General features: G+C 63.7%; 13 protein-coding genes. 6 read left to right on the forward strand and 7 right to left on the reverse strand.

The features are described from left to right. Window positions 1-7: 7 nt before the first annotated feature. The 3 genes from FJ940_RS23525 to FJ940_RS23535 form a co-directional block, all read right to left on the reverse strand. The gene (locus FJ940_RS23525) at window positions 8-1,900 is read right to left on the reverse strand and encodes an acyltransferase family protein (protein WP_140658080.1); all 1,893 of its coding nucleotides are present in this window, start codon (window positions 1,898-1,900) and stop codon (window positions 8-10) included. A gap of 202 nt (window positions 1,901-2,102) precedes the next feature. Further along, window positions 2,103-3,593: a hypothetical protein gene (locus FJ940_RS23530; RefSeq protein ID WP_140658082.1), complete on the reverse strand. Its 1,491-nt coding sequence runs from the start codon at window positions 3,591-3,593 to the stop codon at window positions 2,103-2,105. Window positions 3,594-3,662: 69 nt separating this feature from the next. Then, window positions 3,663-4,691: a glycosyltransferase family 2 protein gene (locus FJ940_RS23535; RefSeq protein WP_140513269.1), complete on the reverse strand. Its 1,029-nt coding sequence runs from the start codon at window positions 4,689-4,691 to the stop codon at window positions 3,663-3,665. A gap of 441 nt (window positions 4,692-5,132) precedes the next feature. Here FJ940_RS23535 and FJ940_RS23540 point away from each other — a divergent pair, with 441 nt between their 5' ends. After that, window positions 5,133-5,396: a DUF6460 domain-containing protein gene (locus FJ940_RS23540; RefSeq protein ID WP_140513271.1), complete on the forward strand. Its 264-nt coding sequence runs from the start codon at window positions 5,133-5,135 to the stop codon at window positions 5,394-5,396. A gap of 3 nt (window positions 5,397-5,399) precedes the next feature. Here FJ940_RS23540 and FJ940_RS23545 read toward each other — a convergent pair whose 3' ends face one another. Beyond that, a complete protein-coding gene (locus tag FJ940_RS23545; protein WP_140658084.1) occupies window positions 5,400-6,302 on the reverse strand; it encodes a histone deacetylase in 903 nt (300 codons plus the stop codon). 132 nt (window positions 6,303-6,434) lie between these two features. Here FJ940_RS23545 and FJ940_RS23550 point away from each other — a divergent pair, with 132 nt between their 5' ends. Further along, a complete protein-coding gene (locus FJ940_RS23550) occupies window positions 6,435-7,793 on the forward strand; it encodes an MATE family efflux transporter (protein ID WP_140658086.1) in 1,359 nt (452 codons plus the stop codon). Here the strand turns inward: FJ940_RS23550 and FJ940_RS23555 are convergent. Both FJ940_RS23555 and FJ940_RS23560 read right to left on the reverse strand, forming a co-directional pair. Then, window positions 7,786-8,865, reverse strand: a complete 1,080-nt coding sequence (locus FJ940_RS23555; RefSeq protein WP_140658088.1) for a quinone-dependent dihydroorotate dehydrogenase — start codon at window positions 8,863-8,865, stop codon at window positions 7,786-7,788. The two genes, FJ940_RS23550 and FJ940_RS23555, sit on opposite strands and share 8 nt — an antisense overlap. Further along, window positions 8,862-9,212: a DUF952 domain-containing protein gene (locus FJ940_RS23560; protein ID WP_140496591.1), complete on the reverse strand. Its 351-nt coding sequence runs from the start codon at window positions 9,210-9,212 to the stop codon at window positions 8,862-8,864. Before FJ940_RS23560 ends, FJ940_RS23555 begins: the two co-directional genes overlap by 4 nt. Window positions 9,213-9,319: 107 nt before the next feature. Here FJ940_RS23560 and FJ940_RS23565 point away from each other — a divergent pair, with 107 nt between their 5' ends. Continuing rightward, the gene (locus tag FJ940_RS23565) at window positions 9,320-9,754 is read left to right on the forward strand and encodes a hypothetical protein (RefSeq protein ID WP_140513277.1); all 435 of its coding nucleotides are present in this window, start codon (window positions 9,320-9,322) and stop codon (window positions 9,752-9,754) included. A gap of 126 nt (window positions 9,755-9,880) precedes the next feature. Continuing rightward, window positions 9,881-10,540 (forward strand): response regulator transcription factor, encoded by a 660-nt coding sequence (locus FJ940_RS23570; protein WP_140513279.1) that lies wholly within the window; start codon window positions 9,881-9,883, stop codon window positions 10,538-10,540. 173 nt (window positions 10,541-10,713) lie between these two features. Here FJ940_RS23570 and FJ940_RS23575 read toward each other — a convergent pair whose 3' ends face one another. After that, window positions 10,714-14,220, reverse strand: a complete 3,507-nt coding sequence (locus FJ940_RS23575; protein ID WP_140658090.1) for a PAS domain-containing hybrid sensor histidine kinase/response regulator — start codon at window positions 14,218-14,220, stop codon at window positions 10,714-10,716. Between the two features lie 222 nt (window positions 14,221-14,442). Here FJ940_RS23575 and mscL point away from each other — a divergent pair, with 222 nt between their 5' ends. Both mscL and FJ940_RS23585 read left to right on the forward strand, forming a co-directional pair. Continuing rightward, entirely contained in the window at window positions 14,443-14,865 is a 423-nt protein-coding gene (mscL, locus tag FJ940_RS23580; protein WP_140658092.1) for a large conductance mechanosensitive channel protein MscL, read from the forward strand. Window positions 14,866-14,975: 110 nt separating this feature from the next. Continuing rightward, window positions 14,976-16,142 carry a pyridoxal phosphate-dependent aminotransferase gene (locus tag FJ940_RS23585; RefSeq protein WP_140496579.1) on the forward strand — a complete coding sequence of 389 codons (1,167 nt, stop codon included), beginning with the start codon at window positions 14,976-14,978 and terminating at the stop codon, window positions 16,140-16,142. Window positions 16,143-16,212: the final 70 nt, after the last annotated feature.

Consider the following 16,212-nt stretch of genomic DNA (forward strand, 5'->3'; position numbering starts at 1 on the left):
ACGCCTGCTATCTCACTTTCGCGATCTCGGTGCCGGCTGCAAAGCTCGGCCAGTATCTCGAGATGGCGAGTGCTGCGCCCGCGGAAGAGAAGTGACCATAGTCGAAATAGAGAAATTGCTTGTTGCCGGCATCGGCATACGAGCAGCCTGCGGCGTCGCACAGATAGGTCAGCGGGTCTATGAAGTCAGCGCCTTTGACGAAGGGCAGAACCCGCTTGTTGATGTCCGGATCCATGGCCATCGGCCAGGACATGTTCGCGGTATCTCCTCGTCTTGCGAAGAAGGCGATTTTCTGGACGTCGGCGATGAATTCGGGAGACTGGCCGATGACGTAGACCTTGACGCCCATCTGGCGAAGCCGGTCGATCGTCTTCTGGAGACCGCCGAAGCCCCTGACCTCGTAGTCGGTCCATCGGCCACTCAGGATCACGGCCTGAATGTTGGCTTTGCGGATGATCGACAGGGCCCGCTCGTTGAAGCTGGTACAGGCAGGTCGGGCATAGGAAAAATAGGTCAGGTCCGGGGGGCAGCCGGCATAGGTGTATTGGATGACGTTAGCCTGGATTTTCTGGGCGTTGGCTTCAAGTCCCGAGACATAGTGGGCGGCGAAGGAATCGCCCCACAACAGCACATTGGTGGCAAAGCCGCTCGTTCGGGTGCAGGCGGCAAGGTTCCAGTCCTCGATCCGGTTCGAGCCTTCGTTGAAGCAGATGCCGTTGCGCCAGTCGCCAACCTGGATCCGTTCCGTTGAAAAGTCCGGGAAGCGTTGCGGAAAACCGTTGCCGAGCGCCCCGGCCACGCCGCCGACGCAGAGCAGGACGATTGCCGTCGCGGAAAAGGCGAAGATAGGCAGCGGTGCGGTGTAGGCCCGTTTCCGCCGAAACGGCTGCTCGACATATTTCCACGAGAACGCCGCCAGGGCGAAGCTTGCCACGGTCATGGCGATGATCGTCGGCACGCCGATGGCTTTCAGCGAAACGTAATGGACGAAGGAATTGATCGGCCAATGAACGAGGTAGAGCGAATAGGAAATGAGGCCGATCCAGACCAGCGGCGGAAACTGCAACACCCGCGTGGCGATGGTTGCCGGCCCCTGTTCGCGCGCCCTTTCGTGGCCGGCATAGATGAGCAGCGCGGTGCCGATGCAGGGGAACAAGGCATTGTAGCCCGGAAAGGGGTCGCTCTCCGAAATCGTGACGAAGCCGAAGGCGACCATGGCAAAGCCGGCGAGGCCGATCAGTTCCATTGCCGGCCGGTTGGCAAGTGCCGGCGGCTTTCTCAGCATCAGCATGGCCCCCAGCGCCAGTTCCCAGATGCGCGTCGGCAACAGGTAGAAACCCGCCGTGGGCGCCATCGAGGTCGCCATGACCGCCAGGGCGAAACTGCCGATCGCGATCGGCAGCAATATCGTCAGCCAGCGTTTCGAGGCATAGCGATAGATCAGGTACACCAGTATGGGCGCGAAGATGTAATATTGCTCTTCGACCGAGAGCGACCATGTGTGCAGCAGCGGCCGCAGTTCGGCGTCGATTGAGAAATAGTTCGTCGTCTTCCAGAAATAGATGTTCGACCAGAAGGTCGAGGCCGCGATGACGCTGAGGCTGAATTCGTGCAGGTCCGATGGCAAAAGGATGAACCAGGCGGCAGTGCCTGCGAGCACGATGACGAAGGTCAGCGCCGGCAGGATGCGCCGCGCGCGGCGCCAATAGAAGCGGCCGATCGAGAACTGGCCGCGTTCGAGATCGTCGAGCAGGCTGCCGCTGATCAGATAGCCCGATATGACGAAGAAGATGTCGACGCCGGTGAAGCCGCCTGGGATGGCGGACAAGCCGAAATGAAAGAGGACGACAGGCAGCACCGCTATGGCCCGCAGGCCGTCGATGTCGCGTCTGTAGTTCATGCGACCGGTTCGCGCGCCGTGGCCGGCGGCAGTCGTGGCGCACCCGGTTCACCGGCCCATGCGGCGGCATTGCCGCGATGCGAGAAAGCCTTGATTCTCGATCCCACTTTGTTCGTCCTCTCCGGTGCAATTTGCTGCACCGCAACATCGGTGTCAAGGCGAATGCTGGAGGGCCGAAGCCGGTTTGGGCTGGCGTCGCGGATCAGGCGCCGGGCAGGTAGATCACGGCGTATTCGTCCGCGTAGGCCCGCTTCCAGCCCAATTCCTCGAAGAAGGGAATGCGGGTGTCGCCGGCCGCGAGCAGCGCCCAGCCTATGGCGTATTTCTTCAGCCGGGCCTCGAGCAGTGGTTTGCCGTCACTGTGTCCGGTCGCGTCGTCGGTTTTCGTGAACCCGTCCAGGAACAGCTGGTCCGTCCTGCCGTCGATGTAGGTCTTGATCCCGTGGAAGATCAGCGTGCCGCCGAAATTGTAGGAATTCAGCACGTTGCCGGACAGCTGCTGATCCCTTGCGAAGGCGAGTGCTCCGCTGGCGGACGTCTTCGGGCTCGGCGCGATCTGTTGGACGCTGCCGAGGACCGAGACCGCGCCGATCAGCAGGACGGCCACCGCGCCTGAGATGGCGTAGTAATGCCTGGCGAGGACTTTTTCCAATCCGTCGCGCTTTTGCGCCAGCCAGGTCGCGGCTGAAAGTGCGGGATATTGCTGTGCGACCTCAACCATGATCACCAGCGGAACCAGCAGGAAGAACAGGTACATGAACCGCTGGTGACTGAGATAGGCATGCAAGGTGAAGAGGATGAACAGCGCCTTGGCCCAGCCGATCCGCAGCCGTGACACCAACAGCCCGAAAAGCGCCAGCAGCATCACGGCTTCCTTGATGAGCTCTTCCTGGGCGTTGAAGGGCCGCCATTCCAGGATTAGCGGCACCGCCTCGTTGCCATAGGCGACGGTAAGCGTCGCCAGGATGGCCTTGACGCCATAGGGATGAACCAGGCTGACCACTGGGCAGAGCAGGCCGAACGCGACCCATTTCGCCAAGAGAACCGGTTTCGACAGGCCTATGCGCGACAGGAGATACAGACCGGCAAAGCCGGCGATGACGAAGCTCAAGGTGAATGTGGCATGCAGGTTCGCCCACAACACGACGAGCGCGAGCAGCCACGGGGATGGCGCTCTTTCCTCCTGCGCCGCGCGAAACAGCATTGCCGTCCAAATGACGATGATCGGCAAAGTGAAGACGTGGGGGCGCGCCGTATAGATCGGGGCGACAAGGAAAGCCGCGACGAAAGCCAGCACCACCGCTAACACCGGCTTCAGCCATGCGCTGAGGAACCATCCCATCAGGAAGACTGTCAGGCCGATCGTGGCGATGATCAGCGTGACGACGCCATTCCAGCCACCGGCGCCATAGGCGAGCGCCAGAAGCACCTGCCCCAGCCATTCCTTGGCGATCCAGGGCTGGCCGGCGAAGGTATAGGAATAGGGGTCGACGGTCGGAAATGTCCGGTTCGCCAGGAAATCCAGCCCGACCTTCACCTGCCACCAGCTGTCAGGATCCAGAAGGAGGGAGTTGGCATGCCTCATCAGCACGTAGGCAACGGTGCAGGCGCAGAAAAGACAGAACAACAGCCTGCTGCGCTGTGCATCCTCGAGCGACGGCGTAGCCATCGCGATTGCCGTGGCTTGGTTCATGTCGCGGCTCCCGGCCATTTCGCGTTCGTTCCGGTCGAGAGGTCCCGTCGCGGCCGGTCGATCGTGGCCTTAGCCACGCGCGGCTCTCTTCACCATTTCCTGGAGGCGGTGGACAGGCAGGTCCTGGTTTTCGACGGCCACATCGCTTCGCGAAACGATCTCGTTGACGAAATAGAGCGGCCGCCGCTTCGTCTCCATGTACATCCGGCCGAGATATTCGCCGAATATGCCGAGCACCAGAAGCTGAACACTGCCCAGGATCAGCATGATCGCGGCAAGGCTGGTCCAGCCCGGCAGCACGTTTCCCAGCGACCACTCGAGCAGCGTATAGCCGAGCACGACCATCCCCAGCACGCCGGAAAGCATTCCCAGAAGCGAGGCAAACCGCAACGGCGCGATGGAAAAGCTGGTCATCGCGTCGACAGCCAGGAGAACCATTTTCTTCAGCGGATAGTGGGTGGCGCCGGCGAAACGCCGTTGCCGCTCATAGGAGAAGGCGGCCTGTCTCAGCCCGATCCAGCTCACCATGCCGCGAATGAACCTGTAGCGCTCCGGCATGGCGTTCAGATGGTCGAGGGCGCGGCGGCTCATCAGCCTGAAATCACCGGTGTCCGGCGCGATCTCGACGTCGACCATCCGGCGCAGCAGCCGGTAGAACATCGACGCGGAAGCCAGCTTGAACCAGCCTTCGCCATCACGCTTGGCCCTTTGACCGTAAACGACGTCGAAGCCTTCATCCATCTTCGCCATCATCGCGCCGAGCAGTTCAGGCGGATCCTGGAGATCGGCATCGAGAATGAGGATGCGCTGGCCCCGGCAGAACTCCAGCCCCGCGCTCAGCGCGATCTGGTGGCCATAGTTGCGGGCAAGGTCGATGGCGACGACATGGTCGTCCTTTTGCGCCAGTTCGAAAACGGCCTCGCGGGTGCCGTCGGTCGCCCCGTCGATGACGAGCACGATCTCGTAGGAAGGGTTTTGCGCCAGGCAAGCGGCGGTGACGCGTCGGTGAAGCTCAGCCACGCCGTCCCGCTCGTTATAGCACGGCACGACAACCGAAAGCATGACCGCGCGGCGCGCGCCGATTTTTTCCGCTTCCATCAAAGCCTAGCTCCCGCTCCAGGAATGGCAATAGCGGCAATTGGTTAGAAAACAGATAAGCCGGCCGCGATCAGCCGCCGCCGGCTGCTCGCCTGCCATGCGCCTATGGTCGCCGGCTTGGTACCAGGGCACGATCCGCGTTAACGTGTTCCTTCGGAGCCTTCGACGGTGCGCTGTTGACGGAGCCTTGAACGGATAAACCCGCCTGTGCGGCGGGTCCCTGGCGCAACTCAGCACCATAGCCAAATATCTACCATAGTTGCCTTCACCCCGTCAAGGAAAAAATTCCTATCATGAAAAGCCGGCGGCACCGCCGGACCGGCCGTCATAGGCTTTGTCAGCCAGGTTCAGAGCCTTGGCCCGCCCGGCTTGAAGCGGGGCGGCCAAGTGCGTATTTCTGATCCTGTCGCCGAATCGGGCGATCAGAGCCGGAGACAGGTCTTGTCCGCATTGACGCGCTTTCTCGGCGACACCCCGCTCAGGGTACTCCTGAAGTTGCTGGTGGTGTCGTTCCTCGTCGGCCTCGTCATGACCGCCTTCGGCTGGTCGCCGATGGACGTGCTCTATGGCATCCGCAAATTCGTCCTGGATCTCTGGAATCTGGGCTTCCATGCCATCGACCGCTTCCTGGGTTATATTCTGCTGGGTGCGGCGATCGTGGTTCCGGCGTTCATCCTGCTCAGAATAGCCAACTACAGGAAATAGCGGTCAGGCGTAGTCCGCCGCCGCCTCGAACAGAATGGCATGGCGCGCCGCGAGCGCGGCCACGTCGGTCGAATAGCCGCCGCCGATGACGCCGCATAGCGCGATGCTGCGCGAGCGGAAGTGACCGATCACCATGGCGTCGCGGGCGCGAAGCCCATCGTTTGAAAGCGCCAGCCTGCCGAGCCGGTCCTCGGCATGGACGTCGACGCCGGCATTGTAGAAAACGATGTCCCAGCGCGCATGGGCGGACAGTTCCGGCAAGATGGCGGCCAGCCTTTCGAGATAGGCGGCATCGCCCGTGCCGTCGGGCAGTGCGACATCGAGGTCGGAGGCGATCTTGCGCGCGGGGTAGTTGCGCTCGCCATGCATGGAGAAGGTGAACACGCGCGGATCGCCGGCCAGGATGTCCGCCGTGCCGTCGCCCTGATGCACATCCAGATCGACCACGAGTATGTTCCGCGCCGCGCCTTCGGCGAGCAGCACCAGCGAAGCGACGGCGACGTCGTTGAAGGTGCAGAAGCCCGCGCCTTGCGCGCGCCGCGCATGATGGCTGCCGCCGGCGGTGTTGCAGGCGATGCCGTGGCGCAAGGCCAGCCGGGCCGCCAGTACGGTGCCGCCGGTGGCGAGTTGGGCGCGCAGCGAGACGCGTGGGCCGACCGGAAAGCCGATCTCGCGTTCGATCTTGTCCGGCACCGAACAGCTGATGACCTGGTCGACATAGTCGGCCGCATGGGCAAGCTTCAGCCATGGCGCCGGCGCCGCTTCCGGCATGCTGAGCGCCCCCTGCATGGCCAGTTCGCGTGCGTGCAAGGCCTCCATCAGCAGCGGATATTTGCTCATCGGAAAGCGATGGTTGACGGCGAAGCCGGCGTCGTAGTCGGGATGATGGACGATCTGGAGGGACATGAACCGGATCCGGCGGCTCGCGCCAGACCGGAATTTCGGTTGGCCGCCATGGCAAGGGTGGATTGCGCGGTGGCCGGAAAATGGGGCACACCGGCTGTTCGATCAAGCCGCAATCAGCAAGGCAGCAATTCTTTGGAGAAGGGTGCAATCCCAGCCGACGCCGGATCCCCAATCGTTCCCGGATCCTTTGTCGTCACCAACCGCACGGTGCTCGTCATCGCCGTACCGATGACGCTCGCCTACCTGACGACGCCGCTGCTCGGCATGGTCGATACGGCTGTTGTCGGACAGCTCGGCGACGCCGCCTTGCTTGGCGGCCTGGCGGCAGGCGCGCTGGTCTTCGACGTCGTCTTCACCACCTTCAATTTCCTGCGCTCCGGCACCACCGGTCTGGTCGCCCAGGCTTTCGGGCGCAACGACGTGCTGGAGGAACAGGCGGTGTTCTGGCGCGCGGTGCTGATCGCTGTTGTCGCCGGCATCGTGCTGGCTGCGCTTTCGCCGCTGATCGCGGCCGGCGGGCGGTGGTTCATGGATGCCGGACCGCGCGTCAGCGAGGCGATGGGCGTCTATATCGGCATCAGATTGCTCGCGGCACCTTTCTCGCTGATCAACTACGCCATTCTCGGCTATGTCCTCGGCCGAGGCGAGGGCGGGCTCGGGTTGGTGCTGCAGCTGGTGCTGAACGGCATCAACATCGCGCTCTGCATCCTGCTTGGGCTGGAGCTTGGCTGGGGCGTCGCCGGCGTCGCATGGGCAACCGTCACCGGCGAATTCCTGGCCATGTTGCTTGGCCTCGCCATCGTCATCAGGCGGTTCAGTGCAAGCCCGCCCGTGCCACGCCAACGCCTGCTCGACATGAGCGCGTTCCTGCGCATGCTGTCGCTCAACCGCGATATCATGATCCGCTCGTTCTCGCTGCTTGCCGCCTTTGCGCTGTTCACCCGCCAGGGTGCGCAATTCGGCACGGTCACGCTGGCCGCCAACGCCGTGCTGATGAATTTTTTCCTCGTCGCAGGCTATTTCCTCGACGGTTTCGCCACCGCCGCGGAACAGCTCGCCGGCCGCGCCGTCGGTGCGCGGGCTGAGCACCCGTTCCGGCGCGCGGTGCGGTTGACCCTGTTCTGGGGGTTCGGATTGGCGGGCGCCGCAACCCTGGTGCTTCTGCTGGCCGGTGCCAATCTGGTTGCCGTCGTTACAACGTCGCAGGAAGTCCGCTCGGTGGCCGACACCTACCTGCCCTGGGCGGCCTTCACCGCACTGAGCGGCGTGCTGGCTTTCCAGATGGACGGCGTCTTCATCGGCGCGACCTGGTCGCGCGACATGCGCAACATGATGCTTTTGTCTTTCCTGGCCTTCGCCGCCGCGCTGATTACGCTGGCGCCCGCTTTCGGCAATCATGGGCTGTGGGCGGCATTGCATGTCTTCCTGCTGGTGCGTGGCCTCAGCCTGCTGGCCATCCTGCGGTTGCGGCTGCGGACGGCATTCAGTTGAGCGGCCTTGAAGCCCATTGGTCGAGATGGCGGTCGCGCAAATCGCTGATGGAGTTGAGCCGTTCCGTGTCGGCGAAACGCGCCATGCCGGCGACGATGCGTCCCGGCAGCGCCGGCCCGGCATAGATCATGCCGGTGTAAAGCTGGACGAGATCCGCGCCTGCGCGGATCTTCTCGAGCGCCGTCTCGGCGGAGTTGACCCCACCCACGCCGATGATGGCCATGTCCGGCCCCAGCAGCCTGCGCATACGGGCCAGCACGATGGTCGAGCGCTCGAATAGCGGCCGGCCGGAAAGCCCGCCGGTCTCGCTTGCCGCGCCGCTGGAGCGTAGCGCCGGGCGAGAAATGGTGGTGTTGGACACGATGATGCCGTCTATGGCGTTGTGGGTGACCTCGGCGGCGATGTCTTCCAGCTCGGCTTCGACCAGGTCCGGCGCAATCTTGAGAAACACCGGCGGCTGCCTTGCCGCCGCCGCGCGCGCGGCCATGACGCGCGACAGGAGCTCGCCAAGCTGTTCGCGCGCCTGCATGGTGCGCAGGCCGGGCGTATTGGGCGAGGAAATATTGACGGTGAGATAGCTGGCGTAAGGCGCGAAGCGGATGACACCGCGCTCATAGTCGTTGACGCGGTCGGCGCTGTCCTTGTTGGCGCCGATGTTGACGCCGACGATGCCGGAGCGCTCCTCGCGGCCGACCAGGCGTTTCTCGGCGGCCGCATGGCCTTCATTGTTGAAGCCGAGCCGGTTGATCACCGCTTCATCCGCCGGCAACCGGAAGATGCGCGGCTTCGGATTGCCAGGCTGCGGCAGCGGCGTCACCGTGCCGACCTCGGCAAAGCCGAAGCCGAGGCCGAGAAGCGCATCGGGCACCTCCGCATTCTTGTCATAACCGGCAGCCATGCCGAGCGGATTGGGAAAATCGAGGCCGCAGAGGCTGACCTTCAGCCGTGCGTCGCGCGCCGTCCGTGCGCCGACCGGCAGGCCGCAGCGCAGCGCCGCGATCGACAGGCCATGCGCCGTTTCCGGGTCGAACGTGAAGAGCAGCTTCTGGCCAATCCGGTCGAGCACGCTCATTCGGCCTCCAGCGCCGGGAACTGGTGGGTGCCGTCGGCGCCGAGCGGCAGCGGCCGAACCCACAGCACGGCTTTCAGGTCGAGCACGCCGTAGAGGTGCGGAAACAGCGCGCCGCCGCGGGAGGCCTCGTATTTTAGCGCATCGCCCAGGCTGGTCCCGTCGATGGCGACCAGCAGAAGCCCCGCCTGGCCGGCAAAATGTTTCGCCGCCGTCTCTTTGACCTGTGCCGCCGTGGAGAAATGGATGAAGCCGTCGGCGACATCGATCGGCGCTCCGGTGAAGCGGCCGTTCGCTTCGGCCTCGCGCCAAGGCCCTTCCGGGGTTATCTTGTAGATAATCTGAGACATGGTTGCGCTATAGTCCGAACCAGCCGTGCGGGGAAGGCCGTGCCAAGGATCTTCCCCATTTCCGGCGCAAACATGCGATATCTCAGGCTTTGGCCATGGAGGACAACATGCGTCTGCAGCACATCTTGATCCCCGCCGCGCTCGTTTCGCTGGTCGCGGCGTCCGCCTTTTCCGAGGAGGCCGACCGCTACCGTCTGGAGAAATCCGCCAACGGCTATGTCCGCATGGACACACAGACGGGCGCGATGTCGATCTGCGAGGAGCGCTCCGGCCAACTCGTCTGCAAGATGGCGGCCGATGAACGCGCTGCCTTCCAGGACGAGGTCGATCGCCTGCAAACCTCGATGAAAGCCATGGACGAGCGCGTCACCAGGCTCGAGAATTCGCTCTCGGCCCGCCTCGAATCGACATTGCCGAGCGAGGAGGATTTCAACAAGACGATGAGCTACATGGAGCGTTTCCTGAAGGGCTTCATGGGCATCGTCAAAGATATGGACAAGGACAGCGGCGACGGCGCCAAACCCAACTCGCAGAAGACCTGAAGACAGGCCGTCTGGGGAAATCCGGTGCGCCGGCTTTGCTGCTTGAAAACAGCGCGAAGCGCCTCATAATCGTTGCATCAGGTCCCGAGAAAACAGAAGACCATCAAGGGATCCGGGGAGGGATATTTGCCATCAGGCTATTCTTTCGTCATCGCCGACGATCACCCGCTGTTTCGCGGTGCGTTGCGCGAAGCGCTTGCCGGCATCGGCAATGTCACCGCTATTCACGAAGCCGGCGATTTCGAAAGCGCCAAGGCGCTGGTCGTGGCCAACGAGGAGGTCGATCTGGTGCTGCTCGACCTGTCGATGCCGGGCGCGAGCGGCCTTTCCGGCCTGATCTCGTTGCGCGGCATCCATCCGGCGGCGCCGCTGGTGGTGGTCTCCGCCCATGACGACCCGGCGACCATCCGGCGCGCGCTCGACCTCGGCGCGTCCGGTTTCATCTCCAAATCGGCCAGCATGGAGGAAATCCGCGACGCCGTGCGATCGGTCCTTGCGGGCGATATCGCGGCACCGGCCGGCATCGATCTCGGTGTCGAGCGCGATCCCGAAATATCGGACCTGATCAAGCGCTTGCAGGCGCTCACGCCGCAGCAAACCCGCGTGCTCGGCATGCTGGCGGAAGGCCTTCTCAACAAGCAGATCGCCTATGAGCTCGGCGTCTCAGAGGCGACGATCAAGGCGCATGTCTCGGCGATATTGCAGAAGCTCGGCGTCGACAGCCGCACCCAGGCGGTGATCCTGCTGTCCAAGATCGGCAGCGATCCGCTGCAGCCGGTGAGCTGAGCACCCGAACCTGGCGGATGGTTATGCGGATGTCGGCCCGGCGACCAGTTTTTCGGAAACGCCTCGCCCGTCGGCAGAGATAGAAGCCATGCCGAAGCGATGGCCGACATGTTTTGCGCCTATCTCGAAGCCTGGGCGCCGTCGGCGGGGCCGAAATGAAGCAGATCTGACAGTTACTCCGCCGCCGGCGCCAGCGGCCTGACCCTGGCCATCATCGAGCGCAGCACGGCCGGTTTGAGCGGCTTGTTGATCACCGGGACGTCGAGCCCGGCCGCCGCCGTGCGTACCTCGTTGGAACGGTCGGCGGTGACCAGCACGGCGGGCAGGTCGTCGCCGTGGATCGCTCGCAGCCCGACGATGGCGTCGAGGCCGGTTTCGCCATCGAGATGATAGTCGGCAAGGACAATGTCCGGGCGGCGGATCGCGATATCCCGGTTCGTTGTGCCGGACACGGTCTCGACGGCGCAGCCCCAGCCTTCGAGCAGCAGCCGCATGCCTTCCAGGATGCGGGCGTCGTTGTCGATACACAGCACGCTCAGTCCGGCCAGCGAAGCCGCCGCGCGGGCCGGCGCCCTGGTTTCGACCTCGCGTTTCGGTTCCTGCACGGCCGCCACCGGCAGGATGACGGAAAAGCGCGTGCCCTTGCCCGGATTGGAGAAAATACGGATTTCAAGCCTCAGCACCCGCGCGATGCGATCGACGATCGAAAGGCCGAGGCCGAGGCCTTCGGCCTCGCGCGCGCCTTCGTCCAGCCGGGTGAATTCGCGAAACACCGTGTTCAGCTTGTCGCCGGCAATGCCGATGCCAGTGTCGATCACCTGGATTTCCGCCAGTTCGCCGCGCCGCCGCACGCCAACCAGGATGCGGCCGTGACGTGTGTATTTGATGGCGTTGGAAACGAGGTTCTGGATCAGGCGGCGCAACAGGTTGCGATCCGTCATCACTGTCAGCGACGAGGGCATGATCGTCAGCTTGAGTTGCTTTTCCGCGGCAAGCGGCCGGAAATCATTGCCGATCTGGCGCAGCAATGCGTCTAGGTTGAAGGCCGTGTCGTCCGGTTTCATGGCACCGGCATCGAGGCGGGAAATGTCGAGCACGGCGCCCAGAATGGTCTCGACCGATTCCAGCGAGGAGTCGATGTTGACCGCGGCCTTGCCGGCCGGGCCCTTGCCGGCCTTTTCGATCAACGACGAGCAGTAGAGCCTGGCGGCGTTGAGCGGTTGAAGGATGTCGTGGCCGGCCGCGGCGAGGAAGCGCGTCTTGCCCAGATTGGCCTCCTCGGCAAGCATCTGCGCCTGCGCCAGTTCCTCGTTGACCCGGGTCAACTCCTCGTTGACCCTGGTCAGTTCGATGGTGCGGGTCTTCACCCGCTGTTCCAGCGACTCGTTCGCCCGCTTCAGCGCCAGGTCCTGCTCGACGCGGCCGGAAATGTCGGCATAGGTGGCGACGATGCCGCCGTCCGGCATCGGGTTGGAGCGCAGCTCCAGGATCCGGCCGCTGGTCTTCAGTTCCATCTGCCAGGGGCTGACGAAGCTGGTCAGCCGGTTGAGCATCGTCACCCGCTGGTCGGTCGGGATATCGCCGCGCTCCGCCAGATGGCGCAGGATCTGGTCGAGCGAGACGCCGACCTGGCCCATGTCGTCGGGCAGGTCGAACAGCTCCCGGTACTGGCGGTTCCAGCAGATCAGCCTGAAATCCCGGTCGAAGACGGTGATGCCCTGTTCCATCTGGTCGAGCGCGATCTGCAACAGGTCGCGATTGTGTTGCAATGCTTCCGTGGCGTCGTCGAGCAGCCGGAAGGCATCCCTGGATTCGCGGTCGTGGCGGCGAAACAGCAGCGACAGGATCAGCCGCGCCGACGAAGAGCCGACGGCGCTGGCCAAAAGCTGCTCGGAAAAGCGGATGACGTCCATGCTGGCCTGCTCATTGCCATGCAGGATGACGTTGGTGGTCTTTTCGAAGGACTGGAACGACCGCTCGGTGCGCTGGACGCCGAGATAGCGCGCGATGGTGTCCTTCAGGTCGTTGACGGTGACGGCGGTACGGAAACGGCGCAGGCTGGGCATCGGCCCGGCTTCGCGCGGCACGAAGATCGACGCCTGGATGCGCTCCAGCGGCACCGCGGCGCGTGACAGCGAGCCCAGTACGAAAAACAGTGCGTTGATCGACAGGCTCCACAGCACGCCGTGGTTCAACGGCTCCGCAACGGTGCCGAACAGCGCCTGCGGCCGCAGCGCTTCGAAGCCGAACAGGCCATGCACCAATATGCCGGTTTCGGGCGCGACGAGCGATGGCAACAGCAGCGTGTAGCCCCAGATCACGATGCCGGCGACCATGCCGAGGGCCGCGCCCCTGCCATTGGCGCCGCGCCAGATCAGCCCGCCGATCAGCGCCGGCGCGAATTGCGCGATCGCCGCGAACGACATCAGGCCGATCGACGACAGCCGCGCGCTGTCGGTGCTCTCGCGATAGTAGAGGAAGGCGATGAAAAGCATGATGAAGATCGATGCCCGCCGCACGTTGAGGATGAGCGTCGACCAGTCCTCGTTTTCGGAAGACGTTGTCCTCAGCAGCCGCCGCACGAACAGCGGGATGATGAGGTCGTTGGAGATCATGATCGACAGCGCCACGCTCTCGACGATGACCATGGCGGTTGCCGCCGACAGCCCGCCGATGAAGGCAGCCATGGCCAGGAAATCGTGACCGCTGAACAAGGGCAGCGACAGCACATATAGGTCGCTGCTCGTCTTCGTGCCGACCAGCGACAGTCCGGCGAAGGCGATCGGCAGCACGAACAGGTTGATCGCCACCAGATAGAGCGGAAACACCCATGTCGCGGTGCGCAGTTCCGCCTCGCTGCGGTTCTCGACGATGGTGACGTAGAATTGCCGAGGCAGAAGGATGATAGCGAAGCCACTCAGGCAGGTCAGCACCAGCCAGGTGGCGAGTGACGTCGAATAGCTCATCGCCTGCCGCACCTGGCCGTTTTCGGCCAGCTTGCCGAACATGTCGCCGGGCCCGCCGAAGATCAGGAAAGTGACCATCAGGCCGATCGCCAGGAAGGCGGCAAGCTTGACCACGGTTTCGACCGCCACCGCCAGCACCAGCCCGTCCTGGTGCTCGGTGGCGTCGGCGTGGCGCGTGCCGAACAGCACCGCGAACAGCGCCAGCAGCATGGCGACCACCAGCGAGATGTCGCTGACGAAAGGATCGAACGAGGGCGGCGAGCCGGTGTAATGCTCGACCATCAGGCTGACGGAACCGGAGATCGCCTTCAGCTGCAGCGCGATATAGGGCACCGCGCCGATGGTCGCGATCAGCGTGGCGATGGCGGCCACGGTGAAGCTCTTGCCATAGCGCGCGCCGAGGAAGTCGGCGATCGAGGTGATCTTCTCGGTCTTGGCCAGCCGCACGAGACGGTTGAGCAAGGGAAAACCGAACACGAACACCAGCACCGGGCCGGTATAGATGCCGAGGAACTCCAGGCCGCGCTCGGAAGACAGGCCGACAGAACCGAAAAACGTCCAGGAGGTGCAATAGATGGCCAGGCTGAGCGCGTAGATGAACGGACGTGCGCGACCGGGCCCGGAGCTGGCCGAGCGGCGGTCGCCAAGGCTGGCGATGGCGAACAGAAGCGTCACATAAGCGATCGCGATGACAACGATGAACAAGCCCTGCACGGCTCGCGCTTCCTCCCTGGCCGGCTCGACGCCCGCTCACCGCACGCAACCACAGCTTGGAAGCTGAGTCCATCGCGGCGTTCGGCGCATGGACGTCTGATGATGCGGGTAAAAACAAACCGGTGCCTTGGCCCTTTTTCCGGTTTTGCAACCGGAGGTTTTTGCTATTGTGGGCTTGGCCGGCGCTGGAGAACGCGGCCGATCATGGCAAGGAGGGTCGAAATGCTGAAAGAATTCCAGGAATTCATTTCCAAGGGCAATGTGATGGACCTGGCCGTCGGCGTCATCATCGGCGCTGCTTTCGGCAGGATCGTCGATTCCCTTGTCAACGACATCATCATGCCGATCGTGGGCGCGATTTTCGGCGGGTTGGACTTCAACAACTACTTCTTCGGACTGTCCTCGAACGTCCACTCGGGCACGCTGGCGGAGGCAAAGAAAGAGGGCGCCGTCTTCGCCTATGGCAGCTTCATCACCGTCGTGCTGAACTTCCTCATCCTCGCATTCATCATCTTCTTGATGGTCAAGGCGGTGAACAACCTGCGCAGGCGCCTGGAGGCCGAAAAGCCCGCGCCTGCCGCCGCGCCGCCGCCTGCCGATGTGCAGCTTCTGACCGAAATCCGCGATCTGCTCGCCAGGAAGTAGAGGCATCAGGTTCTTCTGGACCAAAACCCCGGTCGTTCACGGCCGGGGTTTTTTGCTTTCGCCCGTAGTAGAACAGCCGGCATGCTGTCGCTATTCGAACGGACCCGCCCATGACCCTGATCCAGAACCTGCGCCCCGAGGCCCTGGCTGCGCCCGAAAGCGGTATCGTCGCCGTCGTCAACTATGGCAGGCTGCGCGACGGCTTGATCCCGCTCTGGGCCGGCGAGGGCGATCTGCCGACGCCGTCCTTCATCACCGATGCCGCGTCCAAAGCGCTGGCCGGTGGCGAGACGTTCTACACCTGGCAGAGGGGCATCCCCGATCTCAGGCAGGCGCTTGCCCGCTATTACCAGAGGCATTTCGGCAAACACTTCGCCGAGGACGAATTCATCGTCACCGGCTCGGGCATGCATGCGATCCAGCTTGCGCTCGACGCGCTCGCCGGTGCCGGCGACGAGGTGATCTATCTGTCGCCCGCCTGGCCGAATTTCGACGCCGCCGCCGCCATCGCCGGTGCAGTGCCGGTGCCGGTCACGCTCGATCAATCCGGCAATGGCTGGTCGTGCGACGTCGAGAAGATCGCGGCCGCCATCACGCCCAGGACCAGGGCGCTGTTCATCAACACGCCGTCCAATCCGACCGGCTGGACCGCCGACCATGAGACTTTGCGCGCCATTCTCGATCTCGCCCGGGCAAATGGCCTTTGGATCATCGCCGACGAGATCTATTCGCTGTTCCACTATGGCCAAGGCCGCGCGCCGTCCTTCCTCGACATCGCGACCGCAGAGGACCGCATCCTGTTCGTGAACAGCTTCTCCAAGAACTGGGCGATGACCGGCTGGCGCGTCGGCTGGATCAAGACCCATCCGAGCTTGCAGCAGGTGTTCGAGAACCTGATCCAGTATTCGAATTCAGGTGTCGCCCAGTTCATGCAGCGCGGCGCGGTCGCGGCGCTCGATGAAGGCGATGTCTTCGTCGCCGAACAGGTGGAGAGGGCTAGGAAGGCGCGCGATCTGGTCTGCGGCATTCTCGGCGCCACCGACCGCGCCCGGTTCACCGTGCCGCAAGGTGCTTTCTACCTGTTCTTCAGGGTGGACGGCATCACCGATTCGCGCAGCGCCGCCTTCGAGATCGTCGACAAGGCCAATGTCGGCCTGGCGCCGGGCACGGCCTTCGGCCCGGGCGGCGAAGCCTTCCTCAGGCTGTGCTTCCACCGCCGCCTCGACCAACTCGAGGAGGCGGCGCACCGGCTGGCGAAGTGGATGACGGCTGTTTGAGAGGTTGACGAAGCCCGAATTGAAAGTCGCTCCGGCGCGCCAGATGGCCGCCGGAGTGGAGTTTCAAACG

The organism is Mesorhizobium sp. B2-3-7 (assembly GCF_006442695.1).
In the GTDB taxonomy this organism is placed as follows: domain Bacteria; phylum Pseudomonadota; class Alphaproteobacteria; order Rhizobiales; family Rhizobiaceae; genus Mesorhizobium.

Bases quoted from the DNA above. Each gene is read 5' to 3' on its own strand.
- FJ940_RS23565 (WP_140513277.1), top strand. From the start codon at position 9,320: ATGCGTCTGCAGCACATCTTGATCCCCGCCGCGCTCGTTTCGCTGGTC.
- mscL (WP_140658092.1), top strand. From the start codon at position 14,443: ATGCTGAAAGAATTCCAGGAATTCATTTCCAAGGGCAATGTGATGGAC.
- FJ940_RS23585 (WP_140496579.1), top strand. From the start codon at position 14,976: ATGACCCTGATCCAGAACCTGCGCCCCGAGGCCCTGGCTGCGCCCGAA.
- FJ940_RS23530 (WP_140658082.1), bottom strand. From the start codon at position 3,593: ATGAACCAAGCCACGGCAATCGCGATGGCTACGCCGTCGCTCGAGGAT.
- FJ940_RS23545 (WP_140658084.1), bottom strand. From the start codon at position 6,302: ATGTCCCTCCAGATCGTCCATCATCCCGACTACGACGCCGGCTTCGCC.
- FJ940_RS23535 (WP_140513269.1), bottom strand. From the start codon at position 4,691: ATGGAAGCGGAAAAAATCGGCGCGCGCCGCGCGGTCATGCTTTCGGTT.
- FJ940_RS23525 (WP_140658080.1), bottom strand. From the start codon at position 1,900: ATGAACTACAGACGCGACATCGACGGCCTGCGGGCCATAGCGGTGCTG.
- FJ940_RS23555 (WP_140658088.1), bottom strand. From the start codon at position 8,865: ATGAGCGTGCTCGACCGGATTGGCCAGAAGCTGCTCTTCACGTTCGAC.
- FJ940_RS23560 (WP_140496591.1), bottom strand. From the start codon at position 9,212: ATGTCTCAGATTATCTACAAGATAACCCCGGAAGGGCCTTGGCGCGAG.